General features: G+C 64.2%; 16 protein-coding genes. 3 read left to right on the forward strand and 13 right to left on the reverse strand.

Annotated features, from left to right (window positions below; all coding sequences use genetic code 11):
* Window positions 1–308: 308 nt before the first annotated feature.
* From QX204_RS21095 to QX204_RS21105, 3 genes are all read right to left on the reverse strand, one after another.
* The gene (locus QX204_RS21095) at window positions 309–1,634 is read right to left on the reverse strand and encodes a lipase family protein (RefSeq protein WP_301901724.1); all 1,326 of its coding nucleotides are present in this window, start codon (window positions 1,632–1,634) and stop codon (window positions 309–311) included.
* A gap of 1,651 nt (window positions 1,635–3,285) precedes the next feature.
* Window positions 3,286–3,771 (reverse strand): YybH family protein, encoded by a 486-nt coding sequence (locus tag QX204_RS21100; RefSeq protein ID WP_301901726.1) that lies wholly within the window; start codon window positions 3,769–3,771, stop codon window positions 3,286–3,288.
* Window positions 3,768–4,355, reverse strand: coding sequence for an NADPH-dependent FMN reductase (locus QX204_RS21105; protein ID WP_301901727.1), 588 nt, complete (start codon window positions 4,353–4,355; stop codon window positions 3,768–3,770). The genes QX204_RS21100 and QX204_RS21105 overlap by 4 nt, the downstream gene beginning before the upstream one ends.
* Before the next feature lie 134 nt (window positions 4,356–4,489).
* Here QX204_RS21105 and sigJ point away from each other — a divergent pair, with 134 nt between their 5' ends.
* Window positions 4,490–5,380, forward strand: a complete 891-nt coding sequence (gene sigJ / locus QX204_RS21110; protein WP_301901728.1) for an RNA polymerase sigma factor SigJ — start codon at window positions 4,490–4,492, stop codon at window positions 5,378–5,380.
* Between the two features lie 698 nt (window positions 5,381–6,078).
* On the opposite strand, the gene QX204_RS21115 is transcribed toward sigJ, so the two are convergent.
* The 3 genes from QX204_RS21115 to QX204_RS21125 form a co-directional block, all read right to left on the reverse strand.
* The gene (locus tag QX204_RS21115) at window positions 6,079–6,444 is read right to left on the reverse strand and encodes a cold-shock protein (RefSeq protein WP_301901730.1); all 366 of its coding nucleotides are present in this window, start codon (window positions 6,442–6,444) and stop codon (window positions 6,079–6,081) included.
* Entirely contained in the window at window positions 6,419–6,562 is a 144-nt protein-coding gene (locus QX204_RS21120) for a hypothetical protein (protein ID WP_301901731.1), read from the reverse strand. The genes QX204_RS21115 and QX204_RS21120 overlap by 26 nt, the downstream gene beginning before the upstream one ends.
* A 459-nt stretch (window positions 6,563–7,021) precedes the next feature.
* Entirely contained in the window at window positions 7,022–7,447 is a 426-nt protein-coding gene (locus QX204_RS21125) for an Hsp20/alpha crystallin family protein (protein ID WP_301901732.1), read from the reverse strand.
* 154 nt (window positions 7,448–7,601) lie between these two features.
* Here QX204_RS21125 and QX204_RS21130 point away from each other — a divergent pair, with 154 nt between their 5' ends.
* Window positions 7,602–7,910: a MerR family transcriptional regulator gene (locus tag QX204_RS21130; protein ID WP_301901734.1), complete on the forward strand. Its 309-nt coding sequence runs from the start codon at window positions 7,602–7,604 to the stop codon at window positions 7,908–7,910.
* A 372-nt stretch (window positions 7,911–8,282) separates the two neighbouring features.
* On the opposite strand, the gene QX204_RS21135 is transcribed toward QX204_RS21130, so the two are convergent.
* Entirely contained in the window at window positions 8,283–8,696 is a 414-nt protein-coding gene (locus QX204_RS21135) for a GlcG/HbpS family heme-binding protein (RefSeq protein WP_301901735.1), read from the reverse strand.
* A gap of 140 nt (window positions 8,697–8,836) precedes the next feature.
* On the reverse strand, window positions 8,837–9,976 hold the full coding sequence (locus tag QX204_RS21140; protein ID WP_301901736.1) for a glutathione-independent formaldehyde dehydrogenase: 1,140 nt from the start codon (window positions 9,974–9,976) through the stop codon (window positions 8,837–8,839).
* Between the two features lie 355 nt (window positions 9,977–10,331).
* Here QX204_RS21140 and QX204_RS21145 point away from each other — a divergent pair, with 355 nt between their 5' ends.
* Window positions 10,332–10,628, forward strand: a complete 297-nt coding sequence (locus QX204_RS21145) for a putative quinol monooxygenase (RefSeq protein ID WP_301901738.1) — start codon at window positions 10,332–10,334, stop codon at window positions 10,626–10,628.
* Between the two features lie 105 nt (window positions 10,629–10,733).
* Here the strand turns inward: QX204_RS21145 and QX204_RS21150 are convergent, their stop codons facing one another.
* The 5 genes from QX204_RS21150 to QX204_RS21170 all read right to left on the reverse strand — a co-directional run bounded on the left by QX204_RS21150 (window position 10,734) and on the right by QX204_RS21170 (window position 15,347).
* Entirely contained in the window at window positions 10,734–10,904 is a 171-nt protein-coding gene (locus QX204_RS21150; protein WP_301901739.1) for a helix-turn-helix domain-containing protein, read from the reverse strand.
* Window positions 10,905–11,054: 150 nt separating this feature from the next.
* Entirely contained in the window at window positions 11,055–12,764 is a 1,710-nt protein-coding gene (locus QX204_RS21155; RefSeq protein ID WP_301901740.1) for a PucR family transcriptional regulator, read from the reverse strand.
* 227 nt (window positions 12,765–12,991) lie between these two features.
* The gene (locus QX204_RS21160; RefSeq protein ID WP_301901742.1) at window positions 12,992–14,632 is read right to left on the reverse strand and encodes an FAD-dependent oxidoreductase; all 1,641 of its coding nucleotides are present in this window, start codon (window positions 14,630–14,632) and stop codon (window positions 12,992–12,994) included.
* Window positions 14,632–14,898: a UBP-type zinc finger domain-containing protein gene (locus QX204_RS21165; protein WP_301901744.1), complete on the reverse strand. Its 267-nt coding sequence runs from the start codon at window positions 14,896–14,898 to the stop codon at window positions 14,632–14,634. The genes QX204_RS21160 and QX204_RS21165 overlap by 1 nt, the downstream gene beginning before the upstream one ends.
* On the reverse strand, window positions 14,895–15,347 hold the full coding sequence (locus QX204_RS21170) for a thioredoxin family protein (protein WP_301901746.1): 453 nt from the start codon (window positions 15,345–15,347) through the stop codon (window positions 14,895–14,897). The genes QX204_RS21165 and QX204_RS21170 overlap by 4 nt, the downstream gene beginning before the upstream one ends.
* Window positions 15,348–15,353: the final 6 nt, after the last annotated feature.

Genomic DNA, 15,353 nt, shown 5'->3' on the forward strand with positions numbered 1-15,353 from the left:
GCTACGAGGTGGCACCACAACAATCGCTTGTCCGGGGTGCGCGGAGAAGATCTCGCAATACGGACCACTGCAACAATGGGCCACCGCCGACTCACTCCAGAGCCATCACTGTGACGCCGGCCTGCGCCTGACACCCCCGCCAAACCCGACCGATCACCACCGCTCGATGGCTTCATAAGTCACGCAATGACGGTGGGCCCGCAGGGCGATCGGCGCACCCGCCGAACAACCACCCAGCAGCAGCCCACTCGTCGTTGCCTCGGCCGTCAGTAACGAGCAGGGCGAAAAGGTTCAGCACAGATCCGCATCTAGTCGATACTGCAGCCGGAGACCGGCTTGTCCGCAAGGCGATCGAGAAGATAGGTGAACGCGTTGTCAGGACCGAAACCGTCGATGATCTCCGGCCCGAAATGATTCGGGATGGTGGTTCCAGGCAGGATCGGCGGCAGATCGTTAGTCCGGAAGGTAACTGTGGCGCCCTTGCCGCACCAATCTTCCGCAAGGCGGCGGGCCTGCCCATAGGGGACGGTGTCGTCGTTGAGACCACTGGTGATGAGGACCGGGGTGGCCGGGGTGGAGTTGCCGATACGTAATTCCGCGAGAACCGGGGCGGCTTCGGGCATTTCCCTGAGATGCTCGGTCAGTGAGCGACCATCGTTGGTCAGCGAGTTGGTCTTCAGGAAGGGGTAGGTGGTGATCAAGTCGACGATGCAGGCATTGCTCAACGTATCGAGCATCGCGCGCCCGCTCGGGCTCATGACCTGGTCCACCGCACGCTGCAGCTCGGGGTAGCGCGCGAGCATGCCGTTGACAGCGAACCCGATCGCGCCGCCGATCAGCGCGCCATCGATCTTTTCCAGGATCGCAGGCAGGTCGGCTACCGGCCCACCGGCCCAGGTGCCCTTGAGGTTCAGTTCCGGCGCGTAGCTGGGCTGCATCTCCGCAGCGGCCGCGGTAGCGCCACCGCCCTGGGAGTAGCCCCACAGCACCACCGGGGTCTCCGGTCCGACCCCGCCCAGGTTGTTGGCCGCCCGAACTCCGTCGAGAATCGCGTGTCCGCTCTCGAACCGATTGGCGTAGGTGTGAATGCCGGGTGTGCCCAAGCCGACGTAATCGGTCACCAGCACTCGCGCGCCCAGCCCGCTCCACACCACCGACGACGGCAGCTCCTGGTTCGCCGAGAGCCCCAACGGCTCGGTGGACACCGTCATCCCTGTCGAGAACGCCATCGACATCGCGCAACGGTCGCCCTGACCCGAGGTGCCGGGCCCGATGACCACCGTCGGCCGTGGGCCGGCTCCCTGCCACGGAACGGCCGGTTCGATGTAGGTCCCGCTCACGGCGACAGGGGACCCGTCCTGCAGTTTCGTCGTGTACATCACGTGCTGCGCCCGGCCCGGCCATCCCTGCTCGGTCGGGGGAGTCATGACCAAGGTCATCGGCGCGGTTTTGATGATCGCGCCCGGTTCCTGCGGAATCTGGGCCGGCGGCGTGTAGAACGAGTTCATCGGCTCGGCCGAGACCTCCCCCGCATCCGTCACCACACCGGCCACCGCCGTAGCGCAGGCCAAGACCAACACCGCGACGATGCGCCCGGCCTGCGGCCGCATCCGTCGAAGATCCTGTCGCTTCATCGAGAACCTCTCAGTCGACACCACTGACGGCATCGTCGCCGCAGTGATCCAGATCGCCGGACAAGCAGAGCATGATGCCTGTCACATGGCCGAAAGAGAGTAACACGGTTACCCGTGGTCGATTCAGCCGGTATTCTCGGCCGCAATCCCCCGTTGTGCATTGACAGGCTCCGAAACGACGGCCGGGATGGCGCGGCGTCGCCTGGCGTCCACACTGCAACGAGACCGGCACCTTGTACCGGCATTTCGACAACGCGATGCAACTTCGACCGCCCACCATCGAACATTTGCTGCCACCGGTAGTGGAGACTTCGCCGGAAGGCCCGCTGCGGGACCGCCTGATCACCTAGTCAGGTCGGCCCCTGTGAGTTGTGCAGCCGCCGGTCGCCGCGCATGCCCCTGACGAGGCATGCTCAAGCCCGACGGCCTTAACCGCAACTGACTGAGCGGTCGACTCCCGAATCCCGGTCGGCGCTCACCCCAGCAGGCAAGTGCACGGTGTCGACTACCGATTCGACTCATTTAATGATCCCCGGCTCCGATTCTTTCCCGCCTGATCGTGGCGCCACAGACCTCAGCCGCTTGGGCAGCTGCGCGGCCATGGTCGCGCGCAATAGCCCCGCACGCAGGGAAGGTCCCGGGGTCGCAGCAACTCAGCTGGTGCGACTGCAATCACACACCCGGTTCCATATTGCCTACAAAATTCTGGAAACCGCAGTTTCGCGGGAAGCGATTCTGCACGTATTTTGCACAAGAATGGCCGACCGACATGACAACCATGCCTGAACAGCCATTTCGTGCCGTCCCAGCTGGTTTCAAGCCAGCAGACCCAGGAAGACTTGTGGCCAGCACGTTGAGTCGGCGTGCCGACCCTTGACGGAGGACTCCGAGAGCAGATCCGGATAGCAATCGAAGACATCAACGCAGCGGTGTGGCCGATCCGCCACAATGAGTTGGGATACAACGCATTTCGTCACACGGCCGCGCCGAGTTAGGCCAATTCGTCGGCTGAAGTTACCGAGCATGATGCACCGCGCGGAGCGGGCAGACGAAAGCGATTGTGACGGGCACCACGCCTCGGCGGGCTTGTCGAGCAAGTTCGGTTACCCTGCCCGTCAGCGTCGAAGCCCCGGACCCTGAACGCTATTACACGTATATTGCACGACCATCACCAAAAAGGCTCTGACCTGCACTTTATGGTGGTCCCAGCTGGTTTCGAACCGGCCGACACCAGGACACCGAAACCCGCTCCCACCTCGAATAATCAGCATCGACCAGAAACTTTGCCTGTCATCGCGATCGCGCAGATGTACGCACCGATAGGCAACGTTGGGCTGCAATATTGCACGGCGAACGGCGCCAACCGGAAACACGTGAAGATCCCCACACCCAAAGCCGTCATAGCACTGGTGGATGACTCCTCCGGGAGCCCTCCTAGCCGCACGGCGCGCCGAGAAACCGCCAACCCGTGGCCGAGGACAGTCGCAGCAGTGTCGGGCCTATACCTCGGCGAGGTCCGCGCGGAGGGTGAGCATCGGATGCTCACCCACCGCGGCCTCGAAGCCGAGCAAACCCTATCCCGGCATCGACTTAGCATTCGGCGACGAGCGTGCTAGCCGGTCACACCGCCAGTCGGGTCGCTGACCGGTCATTAGGGGTGCTCGGCGCCCCCTAGATCGAGGTCGACCACGCCTTTGCCGCTCGCCATGTCGAGTGGCACCGAGACCTGGTCGTGTGCGATCAACCAGGTGTCGGCGATCTTCTGCAGTCCGTAGGTGACCCGGACCCATATACCGTTCGTTGCCTCGCCGTTCTTCAGTGTGCCGCGCAGACGTGCAAAGGCGTGCCCGAAGGCCACACCATCGCCGACTCTGAGCGTCAGATCGCGAACTTCATAGGTCACATTCTCGAAGAACAGGAACACTCTCGCCCAGTTCTCGAGTTTCGCCGCGATCCCGACGTGCTGGTGCGGCGGCTCGAGATCGAAGGACACGACGTCACTTGTGTACAGCGATTTCAGGACCTCGAGATCCTTTGCTCGTACTCCTTCGATCGCCTTGTCGATTTGCCGCCGAATCTCGACTTCATCGGCCTCGACACGGTCAGCGCGTGACTGAAAGTCGTTGGATGCGGTCATGATCTACTCCCGATGGACTGCTTCTGTGCCGCCCGTAGCGGCGCGAGCGCAGTGCTCCAGGCGATGACCTGATCCAGCGTTTTGTTCAGCGCGGCGATGTGGTGGTCGCCCGGTATGAAGGTGACGTGGTTCTCGAAATCGGTGAGCAGTGAGATCTCTACCGGACGGCTCACATCGGCCATACCGAGCCCGCTGCAGACCACCCGCAGCTGCGCCACGGCACGGGCGCCGCCGCTCACCCCGTAGGAGACGAAGCCGACCGCCTTGTCGGTCCATTCCGCGTACAGGTGATCGATTGCGTTCTTCAGCACTCCGGGGATGCCGCCGTTGTACTCCGGGGTCACCATCACGAAGCCCTCGAACGGGCCGATCCGCTCGGCCCACGCGCGGGTGTGCGCGTGCGCCGACGGGCCGAACATCGGCGGCGCGGACTCGTCAAGATGCGGTAGCGGGTGATCGCGTAGGTCGATCAGGTCGAACTCGGCGTCGCCACGCCGCGATGCCGTGTCCAGAACCCACTGGGCGATTTGCGGGCCATTGCGGTTGGACCGGGTACTGCCGAGGATGATGCCGATCTTGGTCATTTTCCGGAAACTCCTGCTCTGCTGAAAGCGTTACTACCTTCCGACGATGTAGCCGGGTGAAATGTCAGGTCTCACACTTCGAGTCGCTGTTTCGTCGGATAAGTGAGTGCCATCGACACGAGGAGCCCAACACCATGACCGATCCGCACCTGCGCGCGGTGATCGACAAACGCCGTCAGCTGATCAATCTCGCTTACCGCCTGATCGGCTCGCTGGCCGAAGCCGAGGATGTGGTGCAGGAGACCTACGTGCGGTGGTACGCGCTCTCCGAGCGACAGCGACAAGACGTCGTGACCCCTGGGGCGTGGTTGACGACAGTCGCCAACCGCATCTGTCTCGACCTGCTCGGCTCGGCGCGCGTCAGGCGGGAACAGTATGTGGGCGAATGGATTCCAGAGCCGATACCCAACTACTCCGAGTGGTTGGGTGGTCTCGCCCCTGGCGACCCCGCCGACCGGGTCACCCTCGACGAGTCGATCGGGATGGCCTTCCTGGTCGTGCTCGATTCCATGACGCCGGCCGAGCGAGTGGCGTTCGTCCTGCACGACGTGTTCCGCTACTCCTTCGCCGAGATCGTCGACATCGTCGGCCGCACCCCCGCGGCATGCCGCCAGCTCGCCTACAGCGCCCGCCGCCGCATCGATACCTTGCAGCGCCCATCGAGCGCCCAGCGCGCCGACGTAGTCAAGGACTTCAAACGAGCTTGGGAAACAAACGATATGCAGGCCCTGATCGGATTGCTCGACCCGACCGCAATCGCGACCGCAGACAGCGGCGGTCTCGCTCCGGCCTTCCGCGACCCGATCACCGGCAGCGAACACATCGCCAGCGCCTGGATCGAAATCGCCACCCGCGGCCCCCGGGTAGAGCTGCTCGAGCGCACAGTCAACGGTCAGCCCGGTCTGGTCGCCCAGCTTGGTAACACTGTCATCTCGGTCTACGCCTTCGACATCGTCGGCAACCGCATCACCCGCATCTGGGCAATCCGCAACCCGGAGAAACTGCGTCTCTGGACTAACAGCTGAACTGTGGCTGCGGAAACGTGACCGTCAGAAGTCGCCGCCCCGTTGACCGAATGCACGGTGTATCGGATACTCACTGCGTCGCGCCCTTCGCAGACGCAGTGAGCGTTTCGGCGCTCGATCAAGGCGCAAGCCATGGCGCCCGCGTAAGCAGGCCAGTCGGTAGTCGGCCTGGTGGCGGGTCGGAGACCGCAGCGTGAACCGCGGCAGATCGGTCATCGCGCTGCTACTTATGAAGCGCCACCACGGCCGGGTCCACAGAGACGAACTCAGTTGTGTTCACCCCGCAGGAGCGTGCGCCGAATACGGTATCCGAGCCCGGCCGAGCAATACGGCCAGCCGCACCGCCGAGGCCCACCGCGACGGCGCAGCACCCTTGCTCAGCTCCACACGAAAGCCGCCTCCCGCCCGTCGTCGCTCCACGCACGGCACCGGTGAACACCACCTGACCAAAGTGCGACAGTCCAGGCGGGTTGCCGCACCGAAAGGGTCGTGTCGTGGCGGTCAGCGACGGAATCGCGGTTCGTGTACTGGAGAGACACCATCCATGATCTCGGTCCACCACACGTCGAGAGGGCTGGGCTCGGGCCACCGGACTACGGTCGTTTCGGTTGTCGGCGTAGCTGGTTCCTGCCGATCGGCGACGTCATCGGTGGGCATTGCTGTTCCTCCGCAAGAGATCAGGCTGCGTGCGCTCGGTGTCATCGGCCCTTGCGAGCCAGCACCCGCGATCGCGCCCACGCCTGTGGCCGCGAAACCGGGACCGCAGTGTCGGTGCCGGGCTCGTCATAGGTCAGTACTTGGATGGCTTCGGGTCCGCGACCGGTGTCGGTCACGGTGAAGATCACGCGTTGACCCGCGTGCAGAATCTTCAAACCCGGTGAGGCGATGGCGGTGTAGTCGCAGAACACCGCCGGTCCGCCCTGGTCGGGGGTCAAGAACCCGAACCCTTTCGCGGTGTCGAACCAGGACACGTGACCGGGCTGCCAGTACTGGGTTTTCCCGGCCTCGTGCTGGTGTGGGTCCGGGTGCGCGCGGCGCTCAGTAGGCGAGGCAGGAGAGCTCATCGTCGTCGGCACAGGGGATACTCCGGGCTTGGTCGATACGGTCGGCTGAGTCGGCGAGGTCGGCGCCATGCTCGGACTCGTCAGCGTAGACCGCGGAAGCGGTCGGTAAAACGGTCATCGGGTCCTCCTCGAATCGGTCGATAGTTGGACGGGCGGAGTCGGTGGCCGGGTCCGTAGGCCCGGCCACCGGCTTGCAGGAAGTCGAATTCAGCTCATGCGAAAGGTCTTCGGAGATCGTTCGATACCGTCACCTCCCTCACTGTCGGTACTCAGTGGTCGCGAATCGGATGACGCTATAGCTGCTATGCCATTGCACGAGGAGGGCTGCGCTGAGTGGGCGCTACCGCGACCGGCCACCTCGGTGACCAGCGCCTCGACAACGTCGGCGTTCTCACGCGATGCCGCGGCGGCTTCCGCAAGCGACACAGGGACCGACCTGCCCGGACACCGATGAGGTCGATCTCGGCGATCAACGCGACGTAGTCGGGATCGAGCGCCACCAGCGCGGTATCGACCCACCACGCTCGACCAGGCAGGTCAGTAGTCGGGGCTGACATCGTCGACCTCTCTCACGGACTCAGGCGTTGATCACCTGGGGTTCACGGTCGTGATCGCGAGCGATCTCGATCTTGCGGGGTTTGGCCTTCTCCGCGACCGGGATCGACAACCGCAGCACACCGCTGCGGTAGTCCGCGCGGATCTGATCGGTATCGAGGCTCTCGCCGAGGAACAACTGACGGCTGAACACCCCGCGCGGGCGCTCCGCGGCGATCATCGACCGATTCGCGTCCAGGCTGGGCCGCGAGGCGCGCACCGTTACCACATTGCGTTCGACGTCCAAATCCAGCGATTCCGGGTCGATTCCGGGCAGATCGAACTCGACCACGAACTCATCACCGTCGCGCCAAGCATCCATCGGCATCGCTGCCGGCTGTGCCGCTGTGCCGAACATCTGCTGGGTCCACCGGTCCAGATCACGGAACGGATCGGTGCGCATCAACATGGTCGCCACCTCCAACTCACTCCATTCTCACTAGGATGATGATCAGATAACCTCTGTCATCTGACATAGATATTTTCTAGCATTCTACCTAGATGAGTGCAAGTACCAGAAACAAGTAATCTGGGAGAGAATCAGTGGAAGCGAGAGGACGCAGATGGTCTCCCCACACAACTCAAGGCCGTCACCAGCGCAGGCGGTGTATGCGATCTCCGTTGCCGCGGAGTTGGCCGGCATCGGGGTCCAGACCCTGCGCCTGTACGAACAGCACGGGCTGGTCACCCCCGCCCGTAGCGCCGGTGGCACCCGCCGCTACAGCGGCGAGGACCTGACGCGGCTGCACCGCATCACCACCCTTACCGGCGACGGGGTAAATCTCACCGCGGTGGCTCGCATACTCGAACTCGAAGACACCGTCGCTCGCCTGACCGCCGAACGCGATCGACTACGCGTCAAACCGAAGTAACGATTGGCGCGACCGCAGTCGATCCGGCTCGCAGCCCAGCGGCAGCCCAAGTTCGTCAAGGGGCAGCACCTCATCGAGAGCGGGTCGGTGGCGTCCTTGTCGGCCAAGACGTGTTCGACGTCGATCCCGGCGAGTTGACGAATGGTGTTCTGGCCCAGGGTCGAGACCCTGATGGAGACGACGCGCACCCCCACCGCTGACCGCTGTGCGTCACATCCCTTGCCCGCTGTCCGTTCCACCTGCGACCGCCACACGGCCTGAGCCACGCCCGTGGTCAGACGTCGGTGAAGGGCAGTGCGTGGCTGGCGCCGTTCAGCTCGGTGCCACGTGCCACGTCGACCAAGCAAACACGGTGTCGACGTAGTTCACTGCTCACATCGCGGCCACGGCAGCCTCGGCGACGGTCTTGTCCTGCTCTCCGGTGCCACCGCTGACGCCAACCGCTCCGACGACCTGGCCGTTGTGCCGCAGCGGTACACCGCCGGCGAAGATCATGATGCGCCCGCCGTTGGAGGCGTGTATCCCGTAGAACTGCTCGCCCGGACCGGCGGCGGCCGCGAGGTCCTCGGTCGAGATGTCCAGCGCCCGCGAGGTGAACGCCTTGTTGATCGAGATGTCGATGCTGGCGATCCAGGCACCGTCCATTCGCACGTGGGCCACGAGGTTGCCGCCGGCATCGACCACCGCAATGTTCGACGGCGACTCGATCTCGTCGGCTTTGGCCTGTCCGGCGGCGATCAACCTCTGCGCATCGTCGAGGGTCAACGAGGTCTGGTTCACTGTCATGATCTGCTCCTTTGAGGCGTCGTGGACTCCGCGCCGACGTCGGCCCGGCGGCAACGTGTTTCGAGATCCGCTTGGCCTGCAGTGTCGTTGCCATGGTTGTAGGTATTGCCATGGTTGTGCTCATGTCGGTCCTGGGCGGCTCACGGATGCATGACGACCTTGGTCCATCCGTCGTCCCGGGCATCGAAGTGCTGATATCCGGACTCGGCCTCGGCCAACGGGAGCTCGTGAGAGACGATCCAGGACGGTGTGGCTCGGCCCTCGTGGATCAGGTCGCGCAGCTGCCGGTTGTAGTGCTTGACGTTGGCCTGTCCGGTCCCGACCTTCTGCCCCTTGAACCAGAATTTGCCCATGTCGAAGACGATCTTGCCGTGGCGTTCGAGTTCGTCGGGGCCGTTTTGGTCCTGGGGCAGGAATATGCCGACCACGCCGATGTGGCCGGTGAAGCGCACCGAGTCGACGAGCCGGTTCATCGTCATCGCGGCGTCTTCATGACCTTGCGGGTCGTGCGCCTGGTACCCGACACACTCACACCCCTTGTCGGCACCGCGCCCGTTGGTCAGATCGAGGACCTGCTCGACCGGGTCGCCGATGGAGTCGTCGATGGGTATGACCCCGATCTGCTCAGCGAGCCGCAGCCGGTCGGAGTGACGGTCGACGATCATCACCTTGCTCGCGCCCTGGATCATCGCCGAGTATGCCGCCATCAGACCGACCGGCCCGGCCCCGTAGATCACCATCGAATTGCCGGGCTGCATGTCGGCCAAGCGGGTGCAGTGCCATCCGGTGGGAAAGATGTCGGAGAGCATCACGTAGTCGGTTTCCTTGTCCTGCGCATCCTCGGGCAGGACAAGACAGTTGAAGTCGCCGAATGGCACCCGCAGATACTCCGCCTGTCCGCCCCAGAACGGTCCCATCCCGGCGAAACCGAACGCGGCGCCGGCCATCTTCGGATCCGGGTGCACCGTCAGGCAGAACGCGGTCAGTCCTTCCTCGCAGTTTCGGCAGAAACCGCAGCCGATGTTGAACGGCAAGCACACCCGATCCCCGACCGAGACCTTGACCACCGCATTGCCAACCTCAGCGACGATCCCCAAATTTTCGTGACCGAGGACCATCCCGGGCTCCAGATCGGTGCGGCCCTCATACATATGTAGATCCGACCCGCAAATGTTTGTGCTGGTGATCTTCACCAGCACATCGGTCGGCCGCTCGATCCTCGCATCGGGCACATCCCTCACATGGACCTCACGTGGCCCGTCGTACACAAGCGCTTTCATCTCGACACTCCCTCACATGAGTGTTTCCGGTTGATGCCCGGCCCGGCGACCCCAGGGGGCTACATGCGAGCGACCGGCCAAATGAATCGTGCTCTTGAGGGCAGACGACGCGACAACGCACGGAATGACAACCACACCAAAACGTTTCACGCACCATGTTTCGTGTCACCGCGGACGAGCAGTGGGTGCATTCGGGCGTCGCATTCCCTCCACCACGAAGTCTCCTCTTATAGCTCCGCGATCGCTAGGGGTTGAGAATTGTTTTATTTATTCGAGGGCTCAGGCGACTCCTTCCCTTCCCAGGTAAATGGTGTGATGCTGGACCATGTCCACCACCTCGAACAGGAGATCCGAAATGGCCACCAAGGCGCTGCTGGTCCGACTCGAAGCCAAACCCGGCAAGGAAAACGCAGTCGAGGAATTCCTCCGATCAGCGTTGCCACTCGTCGAGCAAGAGCCTGGCACGAAACCCTGGTTCGCGGTACGGTTCGGCCCCTCGACGTTCGGCATCATCGACGCATTCCCAGATCAGGCCGCCCGTGAAACCCATCTCGACGGGCCGGTCGGCAAGGCCCTCGGCGAACGCGCCGACGAGCTCTTCGCTATCCCGCCCGAAATCAGCGAGCTCGACGTGCTCGCCAATAAGCTCTGAAACTCGGCGATCTCGTTGACTCGCAACACTTCTACCCGCTTCGACTCCACACACTGAACGCCAACCCAGATCACGGGGCAACGCCGCGCGATTCGATTAATCCGATCACGCGTCGCTTGATCGGTCTTCGTCGGCTGTCCCTTTCCTTTGCGGGTCCAGCACCTCGAATCCAAATGTGCTGAAGTCGTAGATCACCTGCCGCACAGAGGATTCCGAAACCTGTATCAGCTCGGCGATCAACCCGACCGATTGGAGCTGCGCCGATGCCATCGCCACTGCCGCCCGCCTCATCCGGTGCCCTGGAGACGTCGTGCCCGACGGCGCCCCTCGACTTCCTCGAATTGGTTTCGGCACGCACCGGGAGCGTCGTGCTCCGTACCCACCGCTACTCGTCACCCAACCCGGGCATGGCCGGCGCTCGCTTCGTCACAGCTCCGGGACGACGGAGAGGAATTGCCAGGCGCGCGTCGCCGCTTGCAGATTGAAGCGGATATTCACATCGCGTAGGTCGAATCCTGTGAGTTCGCGGATGCGACCAAGGCGATAGCGCAGGGTGCTGCGATGGATGTGTAGGACAGCGGCGGATTCGTCGTAGTTGCCGCCGCATTCGAGATACTGAGCCAGGGTGTAGACGAGGTCGGAGTGCCGCTTGTGGTCGTAATCCATTAGGGCGCCGAGCCATTCGCGGACGAATTCCTCGACGTGTGCCACGTCGACCAGGCGGTAGAAGCCGAGTTCGTCGAATGCCGTCGCGCCGTCCGGGGTGCGCGACCGTCGCCGAAGGTTGAGTGCTCGGTGCGCATCGGCGAAGGATCGGGCGAAATCGCTGGGCTGCTCGCATCGGCCGCTGATACCGATAGCCACCGGCGTGGCGTCGACGCCTTCGCGGAGCGCGTTATGGAAGCGGATCGGATCCGGTCTGCGGTCGGTGATCAACACGATCATGCCGCCTTGGCGGCCCTGGATGGATTGCAGACTCAGGGCCGACGCGACGCGGCTCACGGTCTCGGCGATCGCGTCGGCGCGACCCGCGCTGTGCACCAAGACGACGTAGTGAGGTCCGCGCAGATCATGTCCCAAGGCTTCTGCCCGGGCGTAGGCGCTGTCGTTGTCGGTGCCGGAGGCGAGATCGTCGACAAGATCGCGGCGCAGTCGAAGTTCGATCTCGGCGAGATTGCGTTGATGTGCGAGTTCGAGTGCGAGCATAGTGCTGCCATACACCAGCGCGAACAGCTGAGCCTCAGCGACCCGGTCGTCCGGGTCGATCAGTGCAAGAGTGCCGAGGACCTCGGCACGTGGCTTCACCAGCATGATCACCCGACCGCGCACCCGCAGCGGCGCGTTGTGGGTCACGAGCCGACGCAGGAGCTGATCGTGCTGCTCCGACGGTGCTTTGGGATAGGGTTGCGGTCGGCCTGGTCCAGACCAGGCCCGCAGATTGCCGAAGGGGTCCTCGACTGCTACGGGCAGGTCGGTCAGCTGAGCGACCGCGTCGGCGATACCCTGTTCACCCTCTCCGTAGGCAGCGGCGCCCGAAAGCACTTCAAGTGCTCGTGTCTGCCGTTCGAGGCGCGACACCGTGGCGACCAAGCGCTCGTTGATCTCGGTGAGTTCGGTCGCGTGGGTAGAGCTACGTTCATGGGTATTCGCATTGGCCAGCGCGGCTCCGGTGACCTGAGCCAGCACTTCCAATAGGGTTATCTCGTCCGGCCGCGGCGCGCTGTCGGAACCGACGATGAGCGAACCGACCGCCCCGGACAGGCTCCCCAGGGCGAACGCCCAGCCCCATTTCTCATCGGCCAGTTTCACACTGCCCGCGCCGTCCAGGGCGCTGACTTGCTCGTCCAGGCCGGGCTGCGCGGGTCGGGCCTGCGGGTACTGCTGGAGTTCGCCATCTACCCGGCGATAGCTCGCCATCATGCGACACGAGCCGAGAGACGGGACTGCCGCACCTGCTGTGCGAAGTATCTCCAGGGCTTCGTGCTCGCTCGACAGCGTCGCCGACAGCGCGCACAGCCCGCGCAGTGACAACAGTTGGGCATGCGCCAACCCACCGACAATGGGATAACTCGGCAATTTCTGATTCATGGTGGGTTTGACCCATCCGCGGTCGGACCCGACGTTGCGGCGGCTCATGCCACGCCCACCCTCGAATTCTGGGCCGATCAACCGTCACGCGCACCGATCCACTTCGAATGACAAAATCTAGGTACGTATTAATTCTGCGGACGTTGATTATTGAGATTACACCCGTCAACCCAACGTTTGTGACTCTGGACGAATTTGAACCAATACTGCATCGAAGCAGTAGATGGAATCTCGCCGCGCTCAGGACACGACGACGCCCATTGCGGGCGTTTCGGTCAGCTCCGTTCTAGGTATTCGTGAATGTGGCGTACCACCATCGCGCCTTCACCGACGGCGGACGCGACTCGTTTGACCGAGCCGCTACGGACATCGCCCACCGCGAAGACGCCAGGTTTGCTTGTTTCGAGCGGTAGCGGCCGCCGCCCGGAATCGCGCTGGCCCTCGGCCGGGTACACCGCGTCCGGGCCGGTGCGGACGAATCCGTGGGAATCGAGTGCTACAGAGTCCGGCAACCACGTGCTGCACGGCATGGCTCCGATGAAGACGAACAGGGCACGCACCGTGAGCGTCTCCCGTTCTGCAGTGTGGTTGTTCTCGACCACGATTGCGTCGAGTTCGTTGTCCCCGGCTACTTGGCGTACCTCGGTGTTGTGGTGCACCGTCACGCGCGGATGCTGCTCGATCCGTTCGACCAGATACCGGGACATGCTCTTGCCGAGATCGCCGCCTCGGATGAGTAGGTGCACGTGCTCGACGCGGCCGGCGAGAAACACCGTTGCCTGCCCGGCCGAATTGCCGCCGCCGACGATCGCCACTGGATCCGTGCCACACATCGACGCCTCTTGGTGGGTCGCGGCGTAGTACACGCCGGTGCCTTCGAAGCGCTCGATCCCGGTCACGGCAAGTCTGCGATAGCGGGCGCCGGTGGCCAGGACAACGGTGCGGCCGAGCAACGCGGAACCGCCGGCCAACCGCAACAGGTGGTATCCATCCGCGGCTGCCAACTCGACTACTTCCGCGGACACCAGCAACCGAGCGCCGAACTTCCCGGCCTGGATGACCGCCCGCTCAGCCAATTCCGTGCCGGAGACGCCGGCGGGAAAGCCCAGATAGTTCTCGATGCACGAGGAGGTGCCCGCCTGCCCGCCCGCCGCGATCGCCTCCAGCACCGAGGTGGCGAGCCCGTCCGAAGCGCCGTACACCGCGGCGGCCAGGCCGGCCGGGCCCGAACCCACTACGATCAGATCGCACACTTCGCGCGCTGTGTCCGGCACGGGCAGGCCCACGAGGCTCCCCAACTCGGCATTCGTCGGATTGCGTAGCACGCGCTCGCCACCCCAGATGACGACGGGAGTGTCCTCGACGGCGACACCGAGGTCACGCAGGAGTCGTTCGGCCCGGCTGTCTCGCTCGAGGTCGATCCAGTCGTGCGGCAGCCGGTTCCGTACGGCGAATTCGCGAAGCCGCCGGGTGTCGGGTGAGTAGCGGGAACCGATGATTCGGAACCCGGCGACCATATCGAGCAGCCGGCAGCGGCGGATCAGATACGTGCGCAGAATGAGGTCGCTGAGCATCGGATCGTGTTCGACCAGTGTGCGTATCCGGCGGACCGGGACGACCAGCACCTCGCCGTCCTCGATCATCCGCGCGTTGTAGAACGCGACCTGCCCTTCCAGCAGGCCCAGCTCGCCGAGGAATCGGCCGGGCCCGTGGACACGCAGCACGCGCCCCGCGTCGTCGACGATCGCGACGGTGCCGGACACGATCACGAAGAACTCATCGCTGGGCGCGCCCGCGCGAACCAGCCTCTCTCCGGCGCGCACCGCTCGCCGTGTGCCGCCGACGGCGAGCGTCGCCACCTGCGCGTCCGACAATCGTGGATACGCGCCGACATCGTCGGGGGTTTCGACGTTCATCAGACGAAGTTCTGGTGAACGTAGCACCAGCGCCAATTCTCGCCGGGTTCCATCGATTCGACGATGGGGTGGGCGGCCCCGGCGGCGTGTGCTCGCGCGTGCCGCATCGGGGACGAGTCGCAGCAGCCGACGTGCCCGCAGCTCAGGCACAGCCGCAGGTGCAGCCACGGTGTGCCGAGCCGAAGACACTCTTCGCAGCCCTGCGGAGTCCGCGGCACCACCGGCCGGATCGCCGCGACGTGGGGATCCGCATCAATCGAAGTCATGCACTCACGTCCTTCTCCGCTCGATCAGACAGGTTGTGGTCCAGCCATCTCCGCAACTCCGACACCGGAGCGGCGCCGGCCTGCCGGGCCAGCACCTCGCCGTGGTCGAGTACGAGCAACGTCGGCACCGCCCGCACGACGAACCGCTCGGCGGTGCGGGGTGCGGCATCGACGTCGACCTTGACCAGTTTCAGTCGGCCGGCGCGTTCGGTCGCGAGTTGTTCGAGCGCCGGGCTGACCAGCAGACAGGGCCTGCACCAGCTCGCCCAGAGGTCGACAAGGATCGGCACCGAGGAATTTTCGGTCACCTCGGTGAAGTCGTCGTCGCCTGCGGTGACGATCCACGGCAGCGGTTCGTGGCAGTTGCCGCATCGCGGTGTGCCCGCCGCCGCGGCCGGAACCCGGTTGAACTTTCCGCAGTTGGGGCATTTGATCTTCGCGGTTTCCATAGTCCT

This window comes from Nocardia sp. PE-7 (genome assembly GCF_030486425.1).
Classification (GTDB): domain Bacteria; phylum Actinomycetota; class Actinomycetes; order Mycobacteriales; family Mycobacteriaceae; genus Nocardia; species Nocardia salmonicida_A.